This is a genomic window from Streptomyces sp. NPDC007917, assembly GCF_042959105.1.
Lineage (GTDB): Bacteria > Actinomycetota > Actinomycetes > Streptomycetales > Streptomycetaceae > Streptomyces.
Window position 1 is genome coordinate 321,074 of sequence record NZ_JBIBKK010000010.1, and the last position, 22,170, is coordinate 343,243.

A 22,170-nucleotide genomic window follows, 5' to 3' on the forward strand; every position below is an offset into this window, starting at 1 on the left:
GATATGACAAACCCCTTCGACGACGAGACCGGAACCTTTCTGGTCCTGGTCAACCACGAGGGCCAGCACTCCCTGTGGCCCGCGTTCGCCGAGGTCCCGGCCGGCTGGACGGCGGTACTCGCCGAAACCAGCCGTGAGGAGGCCCTGGCCTATGTCGAGCGCACCTGGACCGATCTGCGCCCGAAGAGCCTGATCGACGCGGCCTGAACCAGGCCGCCCAACTCCCGACCGACACCCGACCGACACCCGACCGACGCGGACCGGTCCCGCCCGGGCCGGTCCGCCCGAGGGCACCACCCAACCCCCCACCCCATCGCACATCACTTTCCCGACGGAGGAATTCGCAATGAGCGCCATCACCATCGACACCGCGGCCGAGGCCAAGGTCCGCGACATCCTCGCCAACTCCCTCGATCTGGACGGCGAGGAGCTGACCCGCACCGGGCTGTTCGTGGACGAGTACGGGGCCGACTCGCTGTGCGCGATCGAGATGCTGTCCGCCCTCGAGGTGGCCTTCGGCGTCACCATCGAGCAGGACGAGCTGGAGAACATGGTCCACTTCGAGGCCGTCCTCGAGGTGCTCTCCCGGGCCGAATCGCGATGACCGCCCAGCGAGTGGTGCTGACCGGACTCGGCGTCCTGTCCAGCATCGGCAATGGCGTCACCGAGTTCACCAGGGGGCTGCGCGAGGGCCGGTGCGGCGCCGGGGAGATCACTCTCTTCGACGCCACCGGCTTCCGCCGCCAACTGGCCCACGAGGTCAAGGACTTCGACGCGGCCGAGTGGATCCACCACACCCCGCTCGACGAGCTCGGCCGGGCCAGCCAGTTCTCCGTGGCCGCCACCCGGCTGGCGGTCCGGGACGCGGGGCTCGACCTGGACGAGCTGCGCGGCCGGCGCGGCCTGGTCACCATCGGCACCACCGACGGCGAGGCCAGGGAGCTCGACCAGCTCGTCGAGTCCGAGCTGACGGTGGGCATGGCGGGCCTGGACCCGACCGCGGTACGGCGGCTGCCGGCCCACCGGCTGGCGCTGGCCGTCGTCCGGGAACTGCGGCTCCCGCAGGCGGTGCCCTCCGTGCTCGGCACCGCCTGCGCGGCGGGCAACTACGCCATCGGCGACGGCTTCGACGCCGTACGGTTCGGCGAGGCCGACTACGCGCTGGTCGGCGGGTCGGACGCGCTGGCCCGCCGCACCTTCGCCGGCTTCTCCCGGCTCGGACTGGTCGCCTCCGACCGGTGCCGGCCGTTCGACGCCGAGCGGGAGGGGCTGCTGACCGCGGAGGGCGCCGGGGTCCTGCTGCTGGAGACCCTGGAGTCGGCGCGGGCGCGCGGCGCCCGGATCTACGCCGAGCTGCTGGGCTACGGCCTCAACTGCGACGCCCACCACCCGACCGCCCCCGACCAGGAGAGCGTCGCCCGCTGCATGGGCCTCGCGCTCGCCGACGCCGGGATCAAACCGGAAGAGGTCGACCTGGTGTCCGCGCACGGCACGGGCACCAGGACCAACGACATCACCGAGACGCGCGCGATCCGCGAGCTGTTCGGCGACCGGCCGCCGCGCACCGTGGCCCTGAAGTCCATGCTCGGCCACTCCATGGGCGCGGCCAGCGCCCTGGGCGCCGCGGCCTCGGCCGTCGCCCTGGCCCACGGCTTCATCCCGCCCACCGTCAACCACCGCTCCACCGATCCCGAGTGCGGCATCGACTGCGTGCCCAACCACGCCGTCCAGGCGCCGCTGCGGATCGTGGTCAACAACGGCCTGGCCTTCGGCGGCAACAACGCCTCCGTCGTCCTCGGCCGCTACGAGGAGGACCAGCGATGACCCCCGTACCCACCGAGGAGGTCACCACCGGGGCCCGGCCGCCCGCCCGTACCGACCGCGCCGTCATCACCGCCTGGTCGGCCGTCTCCCCGTACGGCCTGGGCCGTGCGGCGTACGCCGAGGGGATCACCGGGCGCCGCCCCACCGAGTCCGTACCGGACCCGGCGGCCTGGCAGACACCGGACGCCGCCGCCTGCCTGGTGCCCGGCTTCGACATCCGCCAGATCCTCGGCCGGGCGGGCACCCGCACCATGGACCGGGCCATGGGGCTCGCGGTCACCGCCGTACGCGAGCTGATCGAGGAGGCCGAGGCCGACGAGCGCCCGGTGACCCGCGGGGCCGGGACCGCGCTCGTGCTCGGCACCACCTTGGGCAGCGCGGCCAGTCAGCAGAACTTCAGCCGGGCCTCGTATCTCGGCGAGAAGCCGTACGACGTGCCGGCCCAGCTGATGCCCAACACCCTGATGAACAGCCCGGCCGGGGCCAGCGCCATCCGCTTCGGCCTCAAGGGCCCCAACACCACCGTGGCCGGCGGCCGTCCGACCGCGCTGCTCGCCCTCGCCTACGCCCGCCGGCTGCTGGCCGCGGGCCGGGCCGAGCGGGCGCTGGTGGGGGCGGTGGAGGAGTACTCCGGGGCCCGTTCCTGGCTGGAGCGCCACAGCCGTGGCGCGGACGAGGAGCAGACCGCGCCGCTCGGGGAGGGCTGCGCGGTGCTGCTGATCGAACCCGCCGACACCCTCCCCGAGGACCGGCCGGCGCTCGCCGAACTCCTGGCGATCGACGTACGGGTGGACGTCACCGGCGATCTGCCCGGCACCCTGCGGGAGAGCGTGCGCCACGCCCTCGGCGAGTCCGGCGTCGGCCCGGACGAGGTGTGGGCCGCGTCCGGGGGCGGGCTGGGCGGCGACGCGGGCGACCGGGAACAGGCCCTGCTCACCGAGGTGTTCGGGCGCGAGGCCGCCACCCGGTCGGTGTGCCACGAGCTGATCGGGGACACCGCCTCGGCCCAGGCCGCTTTCCAACTCGCCGCGGTCCTGGCCGCGGCGGCCGCCGACCCGGCCTCGGCCGGGCGGGCCGCCGTGATCACCTCGGTGGACCGCGAGGGCCTGGTGGCCTGTGGGGTGCTGCGGCTGCTGGGCGGTGCGCGATGAGCCCCGCGCCCCCGCCGGTCGCGCTGGTCAGCGGCGGCTCCCGGGGCATCGGCCGGGCGGCCGCGCTGCGGCTGGCCCAGGACGGCTACGCGATCAGCTTCTGCTACCGCTCGGACGAGGAGGCGGCCCGGCAGCTCGGCAAGGAACTGGCCGAGCTGGGGGTCGGCTCCCTCGCCCAGCGCCTGGACATCAGCGACGGCGAGGCCGTACGCGCATGGGTCGCGCGCACCGAACGCGACCTGGGGCCCGTCGCCGTCGCCGTGGCCAGCGCGGGCATCACCCGCGACAAGCCGATGCTGATGATGTCCGACCAGGACTGGCGGTCGGTCGTGTCCACCAACCTGGACGGGGCGGCCCACGTCTGCCGGGCCGTGCTGTTCCCGATGGTCAAGCGCAAGGCGGGCTCGATCATCACCCTCTCGTCGGTGTCCGGGGTCTACGGCAACCCGGGGCAGGGCAACTACTCGGCCTCCAAGGCCGGGATGGTCGCCATGACCCGGGCGCTGGCCAAGGAGGTCGGCCGGTACGGCATCCGCGCCAACGCCGTGGCCCCCGGAATGATCGACACCGATATGACCGGCGCCCTCAGCGGCGGCCAGCGCGACCGCGCCGTGGCGGCCATCCCGCTGGGCCGGTTCGGCACCGCGGAGGAGGTCGCGGAGGCCGTGTCCTTCCTGGCCTCCGACAAGTCCTCGTACATCACTGGCTCCGTGCTGCAGATCGACGGCGGAATCGTCCTGTGACGCCCCCGCCGCCGCCCACGGCACTCGGCCCGGTCCGTCCCTGCCCCGCCCACCACAGCCTGGCCCACGACAGCTCCGCCCTGCACAGCCTCGTCCACCACAGACCCGTCCCCGCCCCGCGACTCACCAAGGAGCACGCCTCATGACCACTCCCGCCACCACCGCCTCCGCCAACCTCACCCCGCTCGTCGACACCACCGCCTTCCCGGAGGCCGTGGACGGCGAGGTCCGCGCCGCCCACCGGCTGTACGAGCACCTGATCGGCATATGGGCTCCAGGCGTCATCGAGGCCGCCCAGGACCTCGGCGCCTTCGCCGCCCTCACCGTCGGCCCGGCCACCGCCGCGCAGCTCGCCGACGTCCTGGACACCGATCTGCGGGCCACCCGGGTCCTGCTGGACGGCCTGTACGCCTACGACGTCGTCGAGCGCACCAGAGGGGAGGACGGCCAGGCCGTCTACACCCTCCCGGCCGAGCTGCACGGCGTGTTCGCCCCCGACGGGATCTTCAGCCTCGCCGGGAAGATCGGCCATGATCGCAACGTCGCCTGGAACGCCTGGCGCCGGCTCGCCGAGAACGTCCGCTCCGGCGCCCGCACCGCCGAGGGCGCGCAGCAGCTCAACCAGATCTCGGAGGAGGACTACACCTCGCTGGTCCGCGGCATCAACTTCTGGGCGCCGCCGATCACCCGCTCGCTCGCCGGCGCCCTGCGCGAACTCGGCTGGACCACCGGCCGCTCCGCGACCCTCCTGGACGTCGGCTGCGGCACCGGCATCTACAGCCACCTGCTGCTGCGCGAGTTCCCGGAGCTGACCGCCCGCGGCCTGGACGCCGAGCGGATCATCCCGATCGCCACCCGGCAGGCCGCGCAGCTGGGGGTCGCCGAGCGGTTCCAGGGCGAGGCCATGGACTTCTGGAGCGAGGACTGGGGCAGCGGCACCGACCTCGCGCTGTTCGTCAACATCTTCCACCTGCAGACCCCCGAGTCGGCCCGTGAGCTGCTGCTGAAGGCGGTCAAGGGGCTTACCGAGGACGGGGTGATCGCGATCGCCGACCACATCGTCGACGAGGACGGCGGCGAGGGCTCGGTCCAGAACAAGTTCTTCCGGCTGTTCGCCGCCTCGATGCTGGCCACCGGCGGCGGCGACGCCTTCACCGTCCACGACTACGACCAGTGGCTGGCCGACGCGGGGCTGCGCCGCATCGGTCTGCTCGACACCCCGATGCACCGGGTGCTGCTCGCCCGCCGTTCCTGATCACCCCGTAGCCACCCCCCTGCCCCGGCAGCCACCTCCCCGCTCCCCGGCGTGACCCCGCGCGCCGGGGAGCACCTCTCTCCCCTCCCCCGTGAGTTCGCGGTGAGTATGGGACAGCGACACGCCGTGGCATTGGCGTATCGCTGTCCCATACTCACCGCAACGTCACGGGTTCACGGCCGCGGCCCGGAGGGCGCGGGCCCCGACCGTCCGCAGATGGGCCAGTAGCTCCGGGGGCTCATGCACCTGGAACTCGCAGCCCAGCATGAGCAGCCGGGACGCAAGCCACTCCAAGGTGTCGGCGTGTCCGTGCAGCTCACAGCTGTTCTCGTCGATCGGCCGCACCTCGCCGGGCGCCGCGCCGAGCCGCTGCGCCGCCTGGCCGGCCGGAAGACACAGCGTCGCCCGCACCTCGTAGGTGGGCGCGAGTGAGTACATCCTGCGGGTGACGAAGGCGGCCGCGTCCTTCTCGGGCAGTTCGCGGGGCGGGACGCGTACGCCGGTGGGCTGGAGGCGGGCCATCCGGTCGACGCGGAAGATCCGCCAGTCGTCGCGCTCGGTGTCGTACGCCAGCAGGTACCAGCGGTGCCGCGCCAGCACCAGCCGGTGCGGCTCGACCAGCCGGCGGGTCGTGCTGCCGTCCCCCGACCGGTAGGAGAACCGCAGCCGTTCATGGCCGGCCACGGCCGCGGCGGCCACTGCGAGCTCATGCGGATCGACGGGCGTGGCGCTCCCGGTGAACAGCGACTCCGTCGCGGCCCGGAAGGCCCCGACCCGGTGCCTCAGCCGGGACGGCAACACCTGCTCCAGCTTGGCCAGGGCGCGCAGGGACGCCTGCTCGATACCGCTCACCGGCTTGCCGACCGCCGTGCTGAGCGCGATCGCGATGGCCACCGCCTCCTCGTCGTCGAGCAGCAGCGGCGGCATGGCCTTGCCCGCGGCGAGCCGGTATCCCCCGGCGGCCCCCATGGTCGCCTCCACCGGATACCCCAGCTCGCGCAGCCGGTCGACGTCCCGGCGGACCGTGCGCGGGCTCACCCCCAGTCGGTCGGCGAGCTCGCTGCCGGGCCATTCGCGCGGGGTCTGCAGCAGGGACAACAGGGTCAGGAGCCGGGCCGATGGGGTGTTCATGGCGTCCATGATGCCCGGCCATCTAGGCCAGGATCCGACCTAGATGGCCTCTACTGTCGTCGCAGCGACCGCAAGACCCTCCGAGTAGAGGAACCAGCGCCCCATGAGCGACGACAACTGCCCCATTCGCCCTTTCCGCATCGACATCCCCCAGTCCGACCTGGACGACCTCCACGACCGACTGGTCCGCGCCCGCTGGCCGAGGCAGCTCCCCGGCGAGGGCTGGAGCCGTGGTGTGCCGCCGGCCCACCTCAAGGAGCTGGCCGACTACTGGCAGGGAGGCTACGACTGGCGCCGGCAGGAGGCGCGCCTGAATGAATTCCCCCAGTTCATGACCGAGATCGACGGACAGGACATCCACTTCCTGCACGTGCGCTCAGCCGAACCCGGCGCCCTGCCGCTGCTCCTCAACCACGGCTGGCCGAACTCCTTCATCGAGTTCACCGACCTCATCGGCCGCCTCACCGACCCCCGTTCACACGGCGGCGACCCGTCCCAGGCCTTCCACGTCGTCGTCCCGTCCCCGCCCGGTTACGGATTCTCCGCGCCGCCCCGCGAAACCGACTGGAACACCGCCCGGGTGGCCGGGCTGTGGGTGCGGCTGATGCACCGCCTGGGCTACGACCGCTACGGCGTCCAGGGCGGGGACCTCGGCGCGTACATCGCCCCCGAAATGGCCAAGGCGGCACCGGACCACGTGGCCGGCGTCTACGTCATCGCCGGGCTCGGCTTCCCCACCGAAGCCGACCTGCCCGAGCTGACCGACGACGAACGCGCGGTCTACGAACAGCTCCAGCAAGCCGACTGGATGAACGGCGTCCCCCACCACGCCCTGCTGCGCGCCGCCGCGCAGACCTTCGCCTACGGCTGGCACGACTCCCCCGTCGCCGCGCTGGCCTGGATGATCCAGAAGTTCAAGGAGTTCGCCGTCGTCGACAAACTCCCCGACGAGCTGATCGACCGCGATCTGATCCTCACCAACACGACCCTCTACTGGCTCACCGACACCTTCGGATCCTCCTCCTGGCCCATGTACGACAGCACGGGCTTCGGCTGGCCGGAGGGCCAGAAGGCCGTGCCGACCGGCGTCTACAGCGGCCCTCCCGGAATCCGGCGGCTCGCGGAGCGGCACAACACCATCGTCCACTGGCCCTCGGGCAACCCCAGCAACCACCACTTCCTGGCCATGGAGCAGCCCGACGCCATGGCCGCCGACATGCGCGCCTTCTTCGACAAGGTCCGCTGACCCGGGGTCCGCTGACCCGGGACACCGCCGACCCGGAACACCGCCGACCCGGAACACCGCTCATCCGGAGTACCTCGAAGGATGTACGCGCGTCTCATCAGCGGTCACGAGGTTCGCGGCCGAAACGGAACCGAGACTGGCAGCAGCACGGCGGACCGATCACCAGCTCAGCCAGGACGGGCACATGACGATGCAGCACCCGGGCGGGAAATCCGCCACTTCCCGACCCAACGCCCTGGTCAGGGCGCTCGCCGGCGGCCTGATCATGGCCGCCGCGCTGGGCATCGGCACGGCGGCGGGCTCGGCCGCCGCGGAGAGGGTCGGCCTCACCGGGACGGCGGCCCGGCTGGTCCCGGCCGTTCTGGTCAGCGCGCTGGCCCTCGTCCCCGTAACTCTCGCGGTACGGCGGCGCGGCGCATCGCTCAAGGCCCTGGGCCTCGGCGGTGCCGGGGCCGGCCTGCGGGCGTTCCTCACCGGTGTGGGCGTGACGGCGGCGTCGGCGGTGCTCGTCCTCGGCGCCGGGACGGCCGGGGGCCTGCTGCGCTGGTCGCGCCCGGACCCGTTGCCCCTTGCCGGCTTCCTGATAACCAACGCGGTGATCGCGCTTCTGCTCGAAGCCCTGCCCGAAGAGACCACGCTGCGCGGCTACGCCTGGACCGCCCTGCGCGAACGGTTCGGCGGCACCGCCTCGGCACTCGGCACGACCGCCGTCTTCCTGCTCGTACCGGGTGCGTCGACCGTGGCGTACGCAGCCACCGCACGCTTGACCGGCGCCGAGCCCGCCCCCATCGGCATCGTGCCACCGGGACAGGACACCGCCTCCTATCTGATCCTGCTCCCCATCTTCGGGCTGACCCTCGTCGCGGCCCGAACCGCGGTCGGCCAGGCCCCGCTCTGGGCCGCCATCGGCACCCACCTGACCTTTCTCACCGTCAACCGCGTCGCGCTGGAGGGCGACCGGCGCGACGCGGGCTGGTCGGCGGCCCAGACGTCCCCCGACGCGGTACTGCTCGTGCCCGCCTATCTGCTGGTGGCAGCAGTCGTGTTCATGCTGTGCCGCCGCAGGGGCACGTATGGGCGGCCCCGGACTTACGACACACGCAACGGACACCCCGTACCGACCCGCGCGCCGAGGTCCGCCCGCAGGGCCGCGAGCTCGGCCATCCGCGCGTCGATCACCCGGATCTTCTCCTCGAACAACGCGGACAGCGCCTCGGCGGAGTCGGGGGCATCGCGCAGTTCCTCGAAGTTCCGCCCGATCTCGGCCAGCGAGAAGCCGAGTGTTTGCGCGGTGCGGACGTAATGCAGCCAGGTCACGGTCTCCGGTGAGAAGTCTCGATAGCCGTTGGGCAGGCGTCGCCCCGTGACGAGACCGATCTTCTCGTAGAAGCGAATGGTGTCCTTGCTCATGCCCGCTTGCGCGGCCAGCTCCCCGATGCGCATGGCTCCCCGCCCGATGGTGGACTTGACCTTGGAGCGTACTCCACTGTTTAGCGTGAGGCCGCAGCCGCGCGCAGCCGAATGTCGCCGCTCGTAGCTGCACGTCGCTGCACGTCGCTGCCGAAATCCCAGCAGGAGCCTCACCATGAACCGCCTCTTCACCCCTTCCCGCCACACCTATCTCCGCGTCGTCCGCGCAAGCGCCTGGTACGACCTCGTGGTCACGGCGGGATTCGCGACGCCGTGGACGTATGCGCTGATCCACGACGCGCTCAACTCGCTGGGCGACGCCCTCTCCCTGGGCGCCCTGCCCGCCGGCGACCCCGTACAGACCCTCTACGCGAATCTGATGGGCTCGGTCGTGGTCGTCTGGGCGCTACTCCGCATCGTCAAGCCGCTGCCGATTCACGGGTTGTTCGACGGCGCCGCCCGCACGCTGTTCTCCATGTGGCTCGCGTACGCGTTGGCCGACGGTGTCACGCGGGTCCTGTGGGCTTTCTTGGTGGTGGAGGTGGCATGGGGTGTCGCCCAGCTTCTGCCCTGGTGGCGAACCCGGCGCGCCAGCCCGCTGAATGGTCCCGTGGGCCCCTCCGCCGCGCATCCCCTCGGCGCCGAGGGCCGGTGAGCCCGAGGCGAGGTCGGCTGCCCCGGCGTTCCGATTCGTTGGCCCGGCGGGTGGCTGGACTCAAAGAGGCTCCGCTGCGACTGCTGCCGCGCGGTGGCCGATGGAGGGGAGCAGCGGTGCGCTGGTCCGGGGCGCGGGAGCGTGACGTACGGGCCAGCGTCGTTGGACGGCATGGTCCGATTGCCGCGTGCGGGCATCGTCTCGCGCCTTCGGCGCACAGCGGCCAACAGCGGGAAGGAGAGGGGCGGGCCGGGGGCATCGCCGCCGTCCTGCCCAAGGGGTCGTCACCGGCTTATGGGCGGGGGACGGCGGATGGTCGCCCGAAACGGTGGACGCCGGTCCGGTTGGGCTCTCCCCCACCTGCTCTGGGTTCGTAGTGAGTATGGGACAGCGACACGCCGACGGTACGGCGTGTCGCTGTCCCATACTCACTACAAACGTCGAGCAGGTGGAGGGAGAGCCGATCCCGTCCCCCGGCGCCCGCCCATCCGTCGCGCTCGCGCGCCCCGGCCCAGCGCACCGCTGGACTCCTCGCTCAACCACCGCGCGGCAGCAGCTGCGGCGGAGCGCAGCGGAGCCTCTTTGAGCCCAGCCACCCGCCGGGCCCAGGAATCGGGACACCGGGCCCGCCGCCCCCCTCCCCCCTTCTCGCCAGCGCTTTGGACCCGAAGGGTCCGAGACGAAACCCGCACCCGCACAAGCCGAATGCCGCGAGACGGCGCACAGGCGCAGGCGAAGCGAAGCGCCGCCCACGCGCAGCGCTGCGCAGCCAACGCGCAGCGAAGCGCAGCGCAGCCGTGAGTGACCGCGCATATCCGGCCGCAGGCAGGTGCGGTAGACACATCTGCGTGGGCCAGGGAATAGCGGCACTGCTCGGGGCATCGGCGAGTTCACCGCGGCGTCGCGAGCCGTGGTACCCGGGGTCCGGTGCCCGTCAGGGGCGCCAGTACAGGGCGGGGTCGGGGTGTTTGACGAAGCCGAGTTCGCGGTAGAGCGGCTCGCCCTCGGCAGAGGCGTGCAGATCCACCCGGGCGACCCCACGTTCCCGGAACCAGTCGAGCAGGCCGCGCATGATCGCGCGGCTGTGGCCGCGCCGCCGGTACGCCGGGTCGGTGACGACGCCGAGCACCAGTCCGACCCGGCCGTTCCTCAGGTGCGGGCCGGGCAGCCGCTGCTCGAGGGTGCCGATGCCGCAGGCGTACGAGCTCCGGGATGTCGTCCTCCGTCGCCTGCCGTGCGGCGGTGGGGTGTCCGGCGTCGTGTCTCATGCCGACCAGACTGCTGTAATGGACTGATGCATCTCAACCCTTACGGCGAGGACGCCGTGAACCTCGCCGCGGATCTGGCCAACCGGCGCCCGACGAGCGCCGAGGAGCTGGCGGACCGCTGCCGCGCCGCCGGGCTGGCGCTGGAACGTCCGGCCACGCCGCAGGACCTGGAGCGCGCGCTGGCGGCGGTGGAAGCGTGGGAGGAGGTCGTCGACGCCACCGACGAACGCACACGCGCCGAGCTGGTCAACCGGATGCTGGCGGCGGCGGCCGCCCACCCGCGGCTGACCGACCACGCCGGCGACGGCTGGCACCTGCACTACCGCGACGACCACCAGCCGCTCGGCTCCCTGCTGTTCTCGCTGATCTCCGTGGGCACCGCGCTCCACCTGGCGGGACGCGGTATGCATCGGCTCCGGCGGTGCGCCGTGACGGAGTGCACCACGATCTTCGCCGACACCTCCCGCACCGGACGGCAGCGCTACTGCTCCCAGCGGTGCGCCAACCGCGACGCGGTACGCCGCCACCGCGCACGGGCCGCGGCCCCCGCGTCCTCGGTGTCAGGCCCCCATGTCATCCTCGGACCGTGACCAATGCGGAGACGGCCGACGACCGGCGCGACGACGAGATGCCCCTCCCCCCGGGGCCGACCACCCCTGCCGAGTGGGACGATCTGATCGCCGACTGGGACGAGATGCGCCATGGCTACTTCCTCGGCGATGCGCGACGCACGGTGCTGACGTGCGCGAAGCATCTCGAGGCGAGCGTGGCGGCCGGCGGCGCGGGGTCGGAGACGGCGCTGTGGACGCTGGGGCTGGTGCTGATCGGCCCTTATGTGATCTACGCCCGCCCGGACGCGGCGGCGGAGGCCCGGGTGATGGCGGCGATGGGCGCGGTCGAACGGGCCCTGGGACAGGCCTCCTGTGAGCATGAGGCGCATCCTTGTGACGACGCGCTGCTCGAGATGGGGCTGGACAACTTCCGGTACGTCCTGGAGATGCTGGCGCATCCGGAGCGGGACGCCGACCACGAGGCGGCCTTGGCCGATGAGGAGATCTGGCCCGACGAGGAAGGGGCGCAGTCCTGGTACGAGGGGCGGATGACGCGGGAGATATGGACCTGCCCGCGCAATCTGGCAGGTCTCGCCCGCGCCTTTCCCGGCTGAGGCCGGACGCCTCATGGCCGCTGTTGCCCGGCCGCTTCTTCAGATACGGCCCCGCGTGCGCGCCCGGTGGCCCCTGAGGTCGGGGCGGCCGATGTGGCCCGCCGGGCGCTGGTACTCGCCGAGCCAGATCTGCGGGACGTGACCGTGAACCGCCTCGACCACCGGCCGCTGGTGGGGAGCGGTCAGGACGATGCGGTGGCGTACGCGTGGCAGGCCGGGGTGGACCGGCTCCTCGTCGCGGACCAGGCCCCACAGGATCGGGTCGTCCCGGTCGATGGGGCCGCTGGGGTACAGCTCCAGGGAGTAGATCTTCCCGTTGCGCCCGAATTCGCTCCAGTACAGGGCGACTCCGGCGAGCGAGTGCCAGGGGATGACGTTCCGGAGGTTTCCCTTTTCGAGCCACAGGCCCGTGTGGTCGATGAGGATCCTGTTGCGGCGGTTCGCCCACAGGGGGACGAAGAGAATGACGCCGAGCACACCGAGGGCCACCGTGAACCCGAGTCCCACGAACCCGGTGACGGTGGCCTCTCCCTTCTGTTTCCCGGTGGCGACCAGGATGACGCCGAAGACGCCGACGGCGCCGAGCACCATGAGGGCGACGGAACAGGGGAGCCCGGTCATGGCGCTGCGGCGGCCAACGCGTATGACCGTGGCGTTCGGCGCGGGGGAGGGCGTGTGCGGCGAGGACATGGGGCGTGAGCTTAGTTGGCCTCACGTTCGGTGACCGATCCGGTTCAGATCGGCAGGGCGCCCTTGAAGCGGGAGTTGGGCAGGTCGGGGTGGGTCGTGGCGAGCCAGCCGTGGCCGTGGGTGTTCTCCGCGGACATGGGGCCGGGTTGGACCGAGAGGTTGTCGGCCGCCGTGCCCGCGTCAGGCACACCCTTGGCGTATTCCTCGTCTTCGATCCCGTTTTCCGCGTCTTCGATGAAGCTCATCTCGAAGGGCAGTGGCTCGCCCCGGAACTCCGGGTAGTCATAGGTGCCGTAGCTCCGCACCCTGCGGCCATCGCGCGCGACATACCAGACCGAGCTGGAGTGGTAGGGGTCGATGACGTAGAAGTGGGCCTCCCCGCAGCGCTCGCTGAGCGTGTCGGCGAGGGTGAACCCATCGCATTCGTCCACGAACGAATTTCCCCACACCATGCGCCAGTTCTTGATCGGCGGGTCCTGGTACCAGCTCTCGAACTCCGGGGTGATGAAGACCCGGTAGCCCTTCTGCTTCTCCCCCTGGGAATCCTCGAACTCCATGGCGTCGTCGGCTCGGGTGGTGGCGTCCACGCCCAGCACGGTGGTGACGGGCCGGAGGTCGTGCAGGCCGAGGGCGGATACGGCGTCGTCGAGCCGGTCCGCCGGGAAGGCCAGCCAGCGGCCGGCGTCCAAGGGGAGCTCCACCGGGAGTTCGTCCAGGAGCTTGATCCGCACGAGGCGTTCCAGGGCACGCCGGTCGGCGTCGTCGAGCACCTCCGCGCCACCCAGCTCGGCCAGCGCCTCCAGGGCCTTTCCGCGCAGCCGCCCGGGGCCATGGCGCCGAATCTCCCGAAGGCGCGGCAGCGCCTGGTCACCCAGCCGCTTCAGCACGGACTCGGCGCTGAATCGCGGGCTTCCCCGGCGCGTGTCGCGGACGTACGGCAGGAGCCGGTCGATGCTCTGCGTTCCGTACGCGACGAGGCCGTCCTCCGCGGCCCCGCGCACCGCGCGGTCCCGGTCCGAGAGATCCCGTATGAGGGCGTCAATGGCGTCTGACATGCCGCCCAGCCTAGGTCCCGCCGGCCCGGTCGCCGCCCGGGCCCGCGCTGCCGAGTCGCCGCACGGCGGCGCGGGTGTCCTGGCTGACGGAAACCTTGACGGCCGCTGTGCCGGGTGTCACGATTCGGGCGCCGCCATGTTTGCGTAAACATCGCCTCGGGTCAGCCCGGGCCGTGAGCTCCCGCCAACGCCTCGTTGGTGGGGCAGGGAGGAGCGGAACGGTGGGCTCAGCACCGCGGGCGAACGCCTTACGGCTTCGCTGAGTACATCACCGCCACCGCCACCACCAGCGCCGACGCCTCGCCCCGCCGCCCACGAGCGGGACGGCAGCCGCGCCAACCACATCTTCCGACGGCCGCTCGACCACGCGCAGGCTCCGCCCTGCGCTGAGCCGCCCTCCCCCGAAAGAGCAAGCGATGCGCCAATCCCCCGCCAGCCCTTCCAGAGCCCGCTTCACCCCCCGGCTGCGCGCCGCCTTCGTCGCGATCCTGGTCGCCGCGGCCGGCGGCACCACCCTCGCCGGCAGCCCCGCCTCCGCCGCCTCCGCCGCGCCCAGCGGAGACACCACCCAGTTCCGGGGCGTGAACTGGGCCGATCCCCGCGACAACTTCGCCGACGACCCGGTCGTGCTGTCCGGCCTGTCGACCTCCGACAGCTATGACCAGACCTACGCCAAGGCGAGCCGGATCATCTCCGGGTTCCGCGCGAACCTCGGCGCCAACACCGTCCGGCTGCCGATCAACCCGTACACGGTGGGCGGCGCCTACTGGAAGTCCTACCGCGGGGTCATCGACGCGGCCTCGGACAAGGGCTTCAAGGTCATCCTCTCCTACTGGGAGGGCACGGGCCCCCGCAAGGACGGCTTCATCGACGACCCCGCCACCTTCTGGCCCATGTGGAACACCGTGGTCGACGCGTACAAGGACGACAAGCAGGTCTACTTCGAGCCGATGAACGAGCCCCACGGCTACACCGACACCGAGTGGGCCGACATCGCGGCGAAGTGGCTGGCCACCTACCCCTCGGTCCCGCGCAACCGGGTGTTCGTCAGCGGCGCCGGCTACAACGACCATGTCACCTCGGTCTGCGCCGACCCGCGTCTGGACGGCACGTACCTGTCGCTGCACCACTACGGGTTCTGGAAGGACTACGCCACCTACGACCAGTGGGTGGCCGACCTCAAGGCGCGCATCGGCGACTGCGCCAACCGGACCGTCGCCGACGAGTTCGGCGCGCCGATGACCACCGGCCTCAACTACAACAAGCCGGCTCCGTCCAACAACTACATCAACTACGTCCAGGCCGTCACGGACACCTTCCGCGAGCTCAAGATGGGGTCCGTCTACTGGCCCGGCCTGCGCACCGACGACACGTACACGCTGCAGACCCTGACCGGCGACCCCGCCCGGCCCTCGCTGGCCACCACCAACCAGTCCGGCGCCGACCGGCTCGCCTGGGGCTGGGGACGCGGCAAGCCCGTCCGGCCCTGACGGCAGGCGGTACCGGCAGGCGTGCCGGTACCGCCGTCCGCGCCAAGCGTCCGAAGGGATGCTGCTCATCGGCTCCCCGACGCGCCTTCAGCAGCAAACAGGCGTGTCGGCTTCGACTGCCGTGCCGGGCAGCCCGGTGAGCCAGGCACCCTGCACCGGACCGGCCGACGTTCCGGCCGACGCGGCGGCTGCCGTCGACGACGAGGCGGCGGCGGGAACGACCGCCGCGCTCAGGGCCAGGACACTTCCCGCGAGAGTCGCGGCGATCTTTGCTCCGATGCTCATGGGTGTCTCCCCTTTGTTCAGTGGTGCATGAGCCGAATTCAGTGCCGGCACGTTTCCGGACCGAACGCACTGCGGGAAACAGTGCCGAACGAGGCGTGCGCAAAGCTTGCGCAAACCTTGAAAAGGCAGGTCGGCAACGGAGTCGGCAACGGCCCGCCCGGACCGCCGCTCATCGCGGCGGTCCGGGCGGGCCGTCATCCGAAGGAACGAGGCGCCGGAAGGAAGGGGAGTGCGTCAGCTCACCAGGTGGTAGTTGCCCGCGACCGCCAGGAAGAGCACCGCGGCCAGCGCCACCGCGCTGTAGTGGATCCGGGCCGCCCAGCCCCACCAGCGGCGCCACCAGGCGATCACGGCGCACACCAGCACGGCCGCCGTGGTGGCCAGCGCCGCCTTCACCAGCACCGGGACCAGCTTGAGCATGGGCGAGTCGCCGAGGAACACCGTCTGGTTGAGCGAGTTGGGGTCGGCGACCAGGAGGGCGAAGCAGGCGGTGGCCACGGTGAGGAGGACGCCGGTGGTCCAGGCGAGCAGGCGGGCCAGCTGGGCGCCGGCCGGGGCGGCGGTGGCGGAGCCGCGGCGGCGGCCGATGAGGGCGCCGATGGTCCAGGCGGTGACGGACAGCAGCAGTACGCCGAGGGAGCCGAGGAGGAGTTGCTGGTGCAGGACGGGCGACTCGTACCAGGGCAGCCGCTCGTAGGCGACGGTCGGGTCGGAGGCGAGGAAGAGCTTGCCGTCCTTGAAGGCGAGCCGTTCCTGGCCGCCCTTCTCCTGGAAGAGTCCGTCGCCGATGCGCACCCAGTGCTGTTTGGTGACCCCCGGGTCGCGGCTGAGCGGGCCGGTGGTGGTGAGGGTGGAGTCCGGTCCGGCGGTGACCTGGACCGAGCTGGTCAGCGCCGCGGCGCGGGTGAGGTCGGAGTGGCTGGTGCGGGTGGAGCGGTAGAAGCCGGCGAACTTGCCGGTCTCGCCCATGCGGGCGGCGGCGGCGCGGCGCGGGGTGCCGAAGATGTGGTCGGCGACGCGGCCCACGAGTTCCTGGCCGGCCCAGGAGGCGCTGCCGTCCTCGCCGTCGCCGTTGTACGCGACGTACACGCCGGTGTCCCGGTCGGGCAGCAGCGCGAGGTTGTCGTGGAAGCCGGGGACGTCGCCGTCCTTGACGAGCATGCGGTGGCCGTCCCGACCGCGCTCCTCCAGGATGTAGCCGATCCCGGGCAGCCGTGGGTCGTTGCCGAACTGGCGGTGCTGCATGGCCCGGGTCAGCCGCTCGCCGAGCACCCGGTGGCCGTCGAGGCTGCCGCCCGCGAGCTGGGCGAGCATCAGCCGCCCCATGTCGGTGGCGGTGGTCACGGCCGCGGCGCCGGTCGGGGTCCAGGCGCCGTACTGGCCCTCAGCGGGCACCTGCCGCTTGCCGTCGGGGCGGTAGCCGCCGGCCCGTTCGGTGGCGATGGCGGCGGGGTGCGGCTGGGCGAAGGAGGTGCGGGTCATGCCGAGCGGCCGCAGGATGTGGCGGCCCACGTATGTGTCGAAGGACTCGCCCGAGACCAGCTCGACCAGGTATCCGGCCAGCGCCACGCCGTAGTTGTCGTAGCTGGACACCTTCCCCGGCGGGCGCACCCGCTTCGGCTGGTGTTCGGCCAGGCTGTCGCCGAGCCGTTCGGCGTCCTCGGGGTGGGCGGTGGCGCGGCCGATGATGCTGTTGTCGAACCCGGCGGTGTGCGTCAGCAGGTCGCGTACGGTGACCGGGCGCCCCGGATAGCTGTCCTTGATGGTGAAGCGGGCCTTGTGGCGGGTGAGATAGCGGTTGACGTCGGACCGTAGGTCCAGCTTCTTCCGCTCGACCTGCTGGAGCACCGCCATGGCGGTGAACACCTTGGCGTCCGAGCCCATGAAGAAACCCGTACGGCGGGCGTCCACCCGGGTGCCGCGGTCGATGTCGGCCACCCCGTACCCCTTGGCCAGCACCTGCCGCCCGCCGGAGACCATGACCACCGCGGCCCCCGGAATCCGGTACTCGTCCAGCTGCTTCTTGACGAGGCCGTCGATCAGGGCCTCAAGGCTCCGCGGGCGCGGGGAGCCGGGCGTGGCGGAGGCCGAGGCGGCCGTCGCCAGCACGGTCATGAGGACGGCGAGCAGCAGGGACACCGCCGCGGTAACGCTGCGTCGAGCACTCATTTACCGGCTCCTTCGCTCACAGAGGGCTTGCGTCGTATGACCACAAGTCAACTCAGTTCGTCCGCGGAGGCCGAGGGCCTTGTGTGGCGTCTTGTGGGGGACCTGACTACACCCCCCGAAACGCCACCCGAGTCCAGTGCTCCCAGGGGCTCGCCACGGGCAGACTGAATGGCACACAGCGGCGGAAGGGCCGTCCCGAGGAGGGGGTTACGAGATGAGCATCATGATGGACGAGAGGACCGACGGACGACAGGTCGGCGGCAGCGGCCCTTGGCCCGTCCGCGGAGTGCGCGCCATGGGCCGCGGTCTTGCGCTGGCCGCCCTCGCCCCGTGGGAGGTGGTGCTCTTCTGCCTGATGGTGACCGCGATCTCGCTGCTGGGTGTCGGCCTCGGGGTGTTCCTGGTGCCCGCCCTGGCGGTGGCCCTGCGGGGGACCACGGCGATCACCCGGCGGCTGGCCGGGCAGTGGTCGGGGGTCGAGATCGAGGCCCCGTACCGGCCGCAGCCGGCCCCCGAGCCGGGCTTCAAGGGCTTAATGCAGCGCAACCAGTGGATTCTCACCGACCCGGCGACCTGGCGGGACCTTGCCTGGACCCTGGTCAACCCGGTGGTCGGGCTGGTGATCGCGGTGCTGCCGCTGGCGCTGGTCGGCTATGGGGTCTTCGGGATGATCATGCCGCTGATCTGGGAGGACATCGCCGACGCGGGCGGCAACAACTGGTACGCGATGATCAAGGTGACCAGTGACGGCTCCGCCCTGATGGCCGCCGCCCTCGGCGTCCCCGTCGCGCTGGCCGGTCTGGCCGCGGGCCCGCACCTGATCCGGCTGCACGCCCAGTTCGCCAAGTCGCTGCTCGCCCCCACCGAGATGTCCCGCCAGGTGCGCCACCTCACCGAGACCCGCAGCGACGCCGTCAACACCTCGGCCGCCGAGCTGCGCCGCATCGAGCGCGACCTGCACGACGGCGCCCAGGCCCGGCTGGTCGCGATGGGCATGAACCTGGGGGTGGCCGAGCGGCTGCTGGCCAAGGACCCGGAGGCGGCCCGCGCCATCCTCGCCGACACCCGCCAGGCCTCCGCCACCGCCCTGAACGAGCTGCGCGACCTGGTCCGCGGCATCCACCCGCCGGTGCTCGCCGACCGCGGCCTGGCCGACGCCGTCCGTGCCCTGGGCATGGACAGCCCCCTGGAGGTCGAGGTCAACGCCGAGCTGCCCGGCCGCCCCGAGGCCCCGGTCGAGTCCGCCCTGTACTTCGCGGTCTCCGAGGCCCTGACCAACGCGGCCAAGCACGGCGAGGCCCAGCGGGTCACGGTCGACCTGTGGTACGAGACGGGCCGGCTGCGCGCCCAGGTCACCGACGACGGGGTGGGCGGCGCGGACCCCTCCCGGGGCACGGGACTGCGCGGAATGGAGCGCCGGCTTGCTACTTTCGACGGTGTCCTTGCCGTGACCAGCCCCCAGGGCGGTCCGACGACACTGACCATGGAGCTGCCGTGCGTGTTGTCCTCGCCGAAGACCTCTTCCTCCTGAGGGACGGGTTAGTCAGGCTTCTGGAGGCATACGACTTCGAAATCGTCGCCGCTGTGGACACCGGCCCCGATCTCCTGCAGGCCCTCGTCGAGAAACGTCCGGACGTGGCAGTCGTCGATGTACGACTCCCCCCGACGTTCACCGACGAGGGCCTGCAGGCCGCTTTGGAGGCCCGCCGCCAGATCCCCGGCCTCCCGGTGCTGGTCCTGTCCCAGTACGTGGAGCAGCTGTACGCCAAGGAGCTGCTGGCCGACGGCACCGGCGGTATCGGCTATCTGCTCAAGGACCGCGTGTTCGACCCGGACGAGTTCGTCGACGCGGTCCGCCGGGTGGCCGCCGGGGGCACCGCCATGGACCCCGACGTCATCGCCCGCCTCTTCGCCGGCACCACGTCCTCCGCCGCCGACCCCCTGGCCCGGCTGACCGCCCGGGAGCGCGAAGTCCTCAGCATCATGGCCGAGGGCCGGTCCAACGCCGCGATCGCCGAGCGGCTGGTCATCACCGAACGGGCCGTCATCAAACACACCTCCAACATCTTCGCCAAACTGGACCTGCCGGTCTCGGACGACGACAACCGGCGGGTCCTCGCCGTTCTGGCGTATATGAAGTGACGTCGCGGCACCGGGCGGCGCGACGTGTGACCGTCTAGGCCAGGCTGAGCCCGTGGAGCGTGACCGCAGGGCGCACGGCCGCCGGGCCGTCCGTGCGCAGCGCGACCGCGGCGGCGTAGCCGGGCGGGGCGGGTACGTCGGCCAGCGACCAGCCGGGCGGGGTGGTGGAGCCGGGCGGGGCGAGGTGGTCGGCGAGGCCGACGTGGTGGGTGCGGAGGCCGCCGGGCAGACCGGTGCCGATGCCCTTGAGGTAGGCCTCCTTGCGCACCCAGCAGCTGAGGAACGCCTCCTCGTGCAGCGCCTCGGGCAGCGCCTCGATCGCCGTCCGCTCATCGGCGTGGAGCTGCCGGACGAGGCCGGCCAGCACCGTGCCGCCGCGCCGCTCGTTCCTGGCCTCGATGTCGGCGCCGACGGGCGCGTCGGCGAAGGCGTACATCGCGGCGTCCTCGGCGTGCGACAGGGAGAACCGCAGCCCGGGCTCGCCCGCCACGGCGGGGCGGCCATGCGGCTTGTCGCAGTCCGGCATGCCGCACAGCTCGCGGATCAGCTCGACCTCGGCGGGGTCGATGCCGAGGTACGCGCCGAGGAGGACGCGCAGGCCCACGTGGGAGGCGACATAGCGCTCCCGCAGGGTGGCGTCGCGGAACCTGGCGGCCCGTTCGCTCTCGCGGGCGTCCAGCATCCCGGCGCGCGCTGCGGCGGCAGCGGCGGACGGCGGGATGCGCAGCAGCCATACGGCCACCTGGGCGCCGGAGGGCCGGTCCTCGGGGCGGGGCAGGGCGCGGACCGGTCCCCATGACCGGTCCCCCGCGCCGCTCCCCGTCCCGTCCGCCCTGCCGTCCGCCGTGTCGACGGCGGGATGCTGGACGCCCGAGTTGGTGTACGACACGATTCCCTCTCCCCCCGCAGCACTGAGCCTGGGTCAACATCCTTGCCCCGGGGCCGCGTTGCCGCACGGGCGGCACCCGGTGACTTAGGACACGTTCCCTACCGGCTGGTATGGTCTCCCGTCCGCACCACTACGATCAAGCACAGTCCGTGCACTTTCCGTAATGGGGGTTTGCGACATGGCGACGGGATTCTCGGCGAAGGCGGCCTCGGCGCTGGCCCTCCCGGTGGCTCCGCTGTACGGCGCCTTCCTCTCGTACTTCATCTACCACCCGCCCCGCAGGCCGTACCACAAGAAGCCCGCGGACCTGGGGCTGACCAGCACCGATGTCACCGTGCCGCTGGGCGGCGGAGGGCGTCGGCTGCATGTGTGGCTGTGCCAGGGCGACCCGGACCGGGTGGTGGTGCTCGGGCACGGCCTGGGCCTGAGCAAGTCCGCGAGCCTCGCACATGCCCGGCTGCTCCACGAGGCGGGCTACACGGTCGCGATGTTCGACCACCGCAACCACGGCAAGAGCAGCGCCGACCGGGCCTGCTGGGGCATGAGTGACCGGCACACCGACGATGTGGTCGCCGTGGTCAGGCATCTGCGCGGCATGGCGGAGTACGCCTCGGCGCGGATCGCGGTCTACGGCTTCTCCATCTCCGCCTTCCCCTCCTTCTACATGCTCAGGAGGGACGGGGAGCGCCCGGTCGACGCGGTCGTCTTCGACAGCGGCCCGGCGCTGGAGCTGCGCCCGCTGTTCCGTAACTTCCTCGCGGCCGACGGGCTGCCGATCCCCGGCCCGCTGCGGAAGGGGCCGTCCCGGAAGGCCCTGGAGAAGGTCGCCTCGACGGCGGCGGTGGCGATGCTGCGGGTGCAGTGGCCGCCCGCGGCCACCGGGGCGTACGCGAGCACGCCGATGCTCTTCCTGGCCGGCGAGAGCGACACGATGATCCCGGCGGCCGGGGTGCGGGCGCTGGCGGAGCGGTATCCGCTGGCGGAGGTGCACACGCTGCCGGACACCGAGCATCTGCAGGGCGTCAAGACCCATCCGGAGCTCTACGCGGAGACGGTCCTGGGGTTCCTGGGGCGGACGATGAAGAAGTGATGCCGTGATGCCCGCTCGGGCATGGCTCGGGCCGCCTACGCGCCGATTCGGGCACGGGAAATTGGCCTCCCCCGCCCCCGTTACGCGGGGGAGACCAAGTTCACCGGTGATGCCGATGGTGCGGAATCACCGGCTCCATGGTCTGTCACGTGGGCTTCGCGCCCCAGACCCATGGCACGAAGATGCCATATGAATTAACAGGCCCCCGTATCCGGCGCAACCGGTGAGACGGGGGCCCGGTGGGCTTTGAAACGGTCATGGGTCCGGCCGTGTGGCGGGGTGTCAGTCCCGTTCTCAGTCCTTGATTTCGCAGATGACGGCGCCGGAGGTGATGGAGGCGCCGACTTCGGCGGCGAGGCCCTTGACGGTGCCGGAGCGGTGGGCGTTCAGCGGCTGTTCCATCTTCATCGCTTCCAAGACCACGACCAGATCGCCCTCGGCGACCTGGTCTCCTTCGGCGACGGCGACCTTGACGATGGTGCCCTGCATGGGCGAGGCCAGGGCGTCACCGG

General features: G+C 71.9%; 23 protein-coding genes and 1 pseudogene. 15 read left to right on the plus strand and 9 right to left on the minus strand.

Translation table 11 applies throughout. From position 1 onward, the window contains the following. Positions 1 to 3 precede the first annotated feature (3 nt). The 6 genes from ACFZDL_RS22550 to ACFZDL_RS22575 all read left to right on the plus strand — a co-directional run bounded on the left by ACFZDL_RS22550 (position 4) and on the right by ACFZDL_RS22575 (position 4,973). The gene (locus ACFZDL_RS22550; RefSeq protein WP_014179368.1) at positions 4 to 207 is read left to right on the plus strand and encodes an MbtH family protein; all 204 of its coding nucleotides are present in this window, start codon (positions 4 to 6) and stop codon (positions 205 to 207) included. Between the two features lie 139 nt (positions 208 to 346). Next, positions 347 to 604, plus strand: coding sequence for an acyl carrier protein (locus ACFZDL_RS22555; protein ID WP_353593709.1), 258 nt, complete (start codon positions 347 to 349; stop codon positions 602 to 604). Continuing rightward, positions 601 to 1,824: a beta-ketoacyl-[acyl-carrier-protein] synthase family protein gene (locus tag ACFZDL_RS22560; RefSeq protein WP_353593710.1), complete on the plus strand. Its 1,224-nt coding sequence runs from the start codon at positions 601 to 603 to the stop codon at positions 1,822 to 1,824. The genes ACFZDL_RS22555 and ACFZDL_RS22560 overlap by 4 nt, the downstream gene beginning before the upstream one ends. Beyond that, entirely contained in the window at positions 1,821 to 2,975 is a 1,155-nt protein-coding gene (locus ACFZDL_RS22565; RefSeq protein ID WP_353593711.1) for a beta-ketoacyl synthase N-terminal-like domain-containing protein, read from the plus strand. The genes ACFZDL_RS22560 and ACFZDL_RS22565 overlap by 4 nt, the downstream gene beginning before the upstream one ends. After that, complete coding sequence (gene fabG, locus ACFZDL_RS22570; RefSeq protein WP_353593712.1) at positions 2,972 to 3,718, plus strand: 3-oxoacyl-ACP reductase FabG; 747 nt, start codon at positions 2,972 to 2,974, stop codon at positions 3,716 to 3,718. Before ACFZDL_RS22565 ends, fabG begins: the two co-directional genes overlap by 4 nt. A 142-nt stretch (positions 3,719 to 3,860) precedes the next feature. After that, complete coding sequence (locus ACFZDL_RS22575; protein ID WP_353593713.1) at positions 3,861 to 4,973, plus strand: class I SAM-dependent methyltransferase; 1,113 nt, start codon at positions 3,861 to 3,863, stop codon at positions 4,971 to 4,973. Between the two features lie 165 nt (positions 4,974 to 5,138). Here ACFZDL_RS22575 and ACFZDL_RS22580 read toward each other — a convergent pair whose 3' ends face one another. Then, a complete protein-coding gene (locus ACFZDL_RS22580; protein ID WP_353593714.1) occupies positions 5,139 to 6,104 on the minus strand; it encodes a YafY family protein in 966 nt (321 codons plus the stop codon). 103 nt (positions 6,105 to 6,207) lie between these two features. Between ACFZDL_RS22580 and ACFZDL_RS22585 the strand changes: the two genes are divergently transcribed. After that, entirely contained in the window at positions 6,208 to 7,350 is a 1,143-nt protein-coding gene (locus ACFZDL_RS22585) for an epoxide hydrolase (RefSeq protein WP_353593715.1), read from the plus strand. Between the two features lie 265 nt (positions 7,351 to 7,615). After that, positions 7,616 to 8,263, plus strand: a pseudogene (locus tag ACFZDL_RS22590) (type II CAAX prenyl endopeptidase Rce1 family protein); the annotation flags it as partial. Positions 8,264 to 8,439: 176 nt separating this feature from the next. On the opposite strand, the gene ACFZDL_RS22595 reads toward ACFZDL_RS22590, so the two are convergent. Further along, entirely contained in the window at positions 8,440 to 8,793 is a 354-nt protein-coding gene (locus tag ACFZDL_RS22595) for a MerR family transcriptional regulator (protein ID WP_353593735.1), read from the minus strand. Between the two features lie 142 nt (positions 8,794 to 8,935). Here ACFZDL_RS22595 and ACFZDL_RS22600 point away from each other — a divergent pair, with 142 nt between their 5' ends. Then, a complete protein-coding gene (locus ACFZDL_RS22600; protein ID WP_353593716.1) occupies positions 8,936 to 9,415 on the plus strand; it encodes a hypothetical protein in 480 nt (159 codons plus the stop codon). A gap of 934 nt (positions 9,416 to 10,349) precedes the next feature. Here the strand turns inward: ACFZDL_RS22600 and ACFZDL_RS22605 are convergent. Beyond that, a complete protein-coding gene (locus ACFZDL_RS22605) occupies positions 10,350 to 10,604 on the minus strand; it encodes a GNAT family N-acetyltransferase (protein WP_353593736.1) in 255 nt (84 codons plus the stop codon). A 105-nt stretch (positions 10,605 to 10,709) separates the two neighbouring features. On the opposite strand from ACFZDL_RS22605, the gene ACFZDL_RS22610 reads away from it, so the two are divergent. Together ACFZDL_RS22610 and ACFZDL_RS22615 are read left to right on the plus strand one after the other, a co-directional pair. Further along, positions 10,710 to 11,273, plus strand: coding sequence for a CGNR zinc finger domain-containing protein (locus ACFZDL_RS22610; RefSeq protein ID WP_353593717.1), 564 nt, complete (start codon positions 10,710 to 10,712; stop codon positions 11,271 to 11,273). Further along, positions 11,270 to 11,848 carry a hypothetical protein gene (locus ACFZDL_RS22615; RefSeq protein ID WP_353593718.1) on the plus strand — a complete coding sequence of 193 codons (579 nt, stop codon included), beginning with the start codon at positions 11,270 to 11,272 and terminating at the stop codon, positions 11,846 to 11,848. Before ACFZDL_RS22610 ends, ACFZDL_RS22615 begins: the two co-directional genes overlap by 4 nt. Positions 11,849 to 11,887: 39 nt before the next feature. Here ACFZDL_RS22615 and ACFZDL_RS22620 read toward each other — a convergent pair whose 3' ends face one another. Continuing rightward, a complete protein-coding gene (locus tag ACFZDL_RS22620; RefSeq protein ID WP_353593719.1) occupies positions 11,888 to 12,538 on the minus strand; it encodes a hypothetical protein in 651 nt (216 codons plus the stop codon). A gap of 44 nt (positions 12,539 to 12,582) precedes the next feature. Next, positions 12,583 to 13,593, minus strand: a complete 1,011-nt coding sequence (locus ACFZDL_RS22625; protein ID WP_353593720.1) for a hypothetical protein — start codon at positions 13,591 to 13,593, stop codon at positions 12,583 to 12,585. 416 nt (positions 13,594 to 14,009) lie between these two features. Between ACFZDL_RS22625 and ACFZDL_RS22630 the strand changes: the two genes are divergently transcribed. After that, entirely contained in the window at positions 14,010 to 15,083 is a 1,074-nt protein-coding gene (locus tag ACFZDL_RS22630; protein ID WP_353593721.1) for a cellulase family glycosylhydrolase, read from the plus strand. Positions 15,084 to 15,170: 87 nt separating this feature from the next. Here the strand turns inward: ACFZDL_RS22630 and ACFZDL_RS22635 are convergent, their stop codons facing one another. Then, positions 15,171 to 15,368 (minus strand): hypothetical protein, encoded by a 198-nt coding sequence (locus ACFZDL_RS22635; RefSeq protein WP_353593722.1) that lies wholly within the window; start codon positions 15,366 to 15,368, stop codon positions 15,171 to 15,173. A 234-nt stretch (positions 15,369 to 15,602) separates the two neighbouring features. Next, positions 15,603 to 17,537 (minus strand): serine hydrolase domain-containing protein, encoded by a 1,935-nt coding sequence (locus ACFZDL_RS22640; protein ID WP_353593723.1) that lies wholly within the window; start codon positions 17,535 to 17,537, stop codon positions 15,603 to 15,605. 214 nt (positions 17,538 to 17,751) lie between these two features. Between ACFZDL_RS22640 and ACFZDL_RS22645 the strand changes: the two genes are divergently transcribed. Then, positions 17,752 to 19,068, plus strand: a complete 1,317-nt coding sequence (locus tag ACFZDL_RS22645) for a sensor histidine kinase (RefSeq protein WP_353593724.1) — start codon at positions 17,752 to 17,754, stop codon at positions 19,066 to 19,068. After that, the gene (locus ACFZDL_RS22650) at positions 19,032 to 19,679 is read left to right on the plus strand and encodes a response regulator transcription factor (RefSeq protein ID WP_353593725.1); all 648 of its coding nucleotides are present in this window, start codon (positions 19,032 to 19,034) and stop codon (positions 19,677 to 19,679) included. Before ACFZDL_RS22645 ends, ACFZDL_RS22650 begins: the two co-directional genes overlap by 37 nt. Positions 19,680 to 19,713: 34 nt before the next feature. On the opposite strand, the gene ACFZDL_RS22655 is transcribed toward ACFZDL_RS22650, so the two are convergent. After that, on the minus strand, positions 19,714 to 20,568 hold the full coding sequence (locus ACFZDL_RS22655) for a 4'-phosphopantetheinyl transferase superfamily protein (RefSeq protein ID WP_353593726.1): 855 nt from the start codon (positions 20,566 to 20,568) through the stop codon (positions 19,714 to 19,716). Positions 20,569 to 20,746: 178 nt separating this feature from the next. Between ACFZDL_RS22655 and ACFZDL_RS22660 the strand changes: the two genes are divergently transcribed. Further along, positions 20,747 to 21,658: an alpha/beta fold hydrolase gene (locus ACFZDL_RS22660; protein WP_353593727.1), complete on the plus strand. Its 912-nt coding sequence runs from the start codon at positions 20,747 to 20,749 to the stop codon at positions 21,656 to 21,658. A gap of 294 nt (positions 21,659 to 21,952) precedes the next feature. Here the strand turns inward: ACFZDL_RS22660 and ACFZDL_RS22665 are convergent. After that, positions 21,953 to 22,170: biotin/lipoyl-containing protein (locus tag ACFZDL_RS22665; RefSeq protein WP_353593728.1), on the minus strand; the 218-nt coding region annotated here is incomplete at its 5' end.

Bases quoted from the DNA above. Each gene is read 5' to 3' on its own strand.
- ACFZDL_RS22550 (WP_014179368.1), top strand. From the start codon at position 4: ATGACAAACCCCTTCGACGACGAGACCGGAACCTTTCTGGTCCTGGTC.
- ACFZDL_RS22555 (WP_353593709.1), top strand. From the start codon at position 347: ATGAGCGCCATCACCATCGACACCGCGGCCGAGGCCAAGGTCCGCGAC.
- ACFZDL_RS22560 (WP_353593710.1), top strand. From the start codon at position 601: ATGACCGCCCAGCGAGTGGTGCTGACCGGACTCGGCGTCCTGTCCAGC.
- ACFZDL_RS22565 (WP_353593711.1), top strand. From the start codon at position 1,821: ATGACCCCCGTACCCACCGAGGAGGTCACCACCGGGGCCCGGCCGCCC.
- fabG (WP_353593712.1), top strand. From the start codon at position 2,972: ATGAGCCCCGCGCCCCCGCCGGTCGCGCTGGTCAGCGGCGGCTCCCGG.
- ACFZDL_RS22575 (WP_353593713.1), top strand. From the start codon at position 3,861: ATGACCACTCCCGCCACCACCGCCTCCGCCAACCTCACCCCGCTCGTC.
- ACFZDL_RS22580 (WP_353593714.1), bottom strand. From the start codon at position 6,104: ATGAACACCCCATCGGCCCGGCTCCTGACCCTGTTGTCCCTGCTGCAG.
- ACFZDL_RS22585 (WP_353593715.1), top strand. From the start codon at position 6,208: ATGAGCGACGACAACTGCCCCATTCGCCCTTTCCGCATCGACATCCCC.
- ACFZDL_RS22595 (WP_353593735.1), bottom strand. From the start codon at position 8,793: ATGCGCATCGGGGAGCTGGCCGCGCAAGCGGGCATGAGCAAGGACACC.
- ACFZDL_RS22600 (WP_353593716.1), top strand. From the start codon at position 8,936: ATGAACCGCCTCTTCACCCCTTCCCGCCACACCTATCTCCGCGTCGTC.
- ACFZDL_RS22610 (WP_353593717.1), top strand. From the start codon at position 10,710: ATGCATCTCAACCCTTACGGCGAGGACGCCGTGAACCTCGCCGCGGAT.
- ACFZDL_RS22620 (WP_353593719.1), bottom strand. From the start codon at position 12,538: ATGTCCTCGCCGCACACGCCCTCCCCCGCGCCGAACGCCACGGTCATA.
- ACFZDL_RS22625 (WP_353593720.1), bottom strand. From the start codon at position 13,593: ATGTCAGACGCCATTGACGCCCTCATACGGGATCTCTCGGACCGGGAC.
- ACFZDL_RS22630 (WP_353593721.1), top strand. From the start codon at position 14,010: ATGCGCCAATCCCCCGCCAGCCCTTCCAGAGCCCGCTTCACCCCCCGG.
- ACFZDL_RS22635 (WP_353593722.1), bottom strand. From the start codon at position 15,368: ATGAGCATCGGAGCAAAGATCGCCGCGACTCTCGCGGGAAGTGTCCTG.
- ACFZDL_RS22640 (WP_353593723.1), bottom strand. From the start codon at position 17,537: ATGAGTGCTCGACGCAGCGTTACCGCGGCGGTGTCCCTGCTGCTCGCC.
- ACFZDL_RS22645 (WP_353593724.1), top strand. From the start codon at position 17,752: ATGAGCATCATGATGGACGAGAGGACCGACGGACGACAGGTCGGCGGC.
- ACFZDL_RS22660 (WP_353593727.1), top strand. From the start codon at position 20,747: ATGGCGACGGGATTCTCGGCGAAGGCGGCCTCGGCGCTGGCCCTCCCG.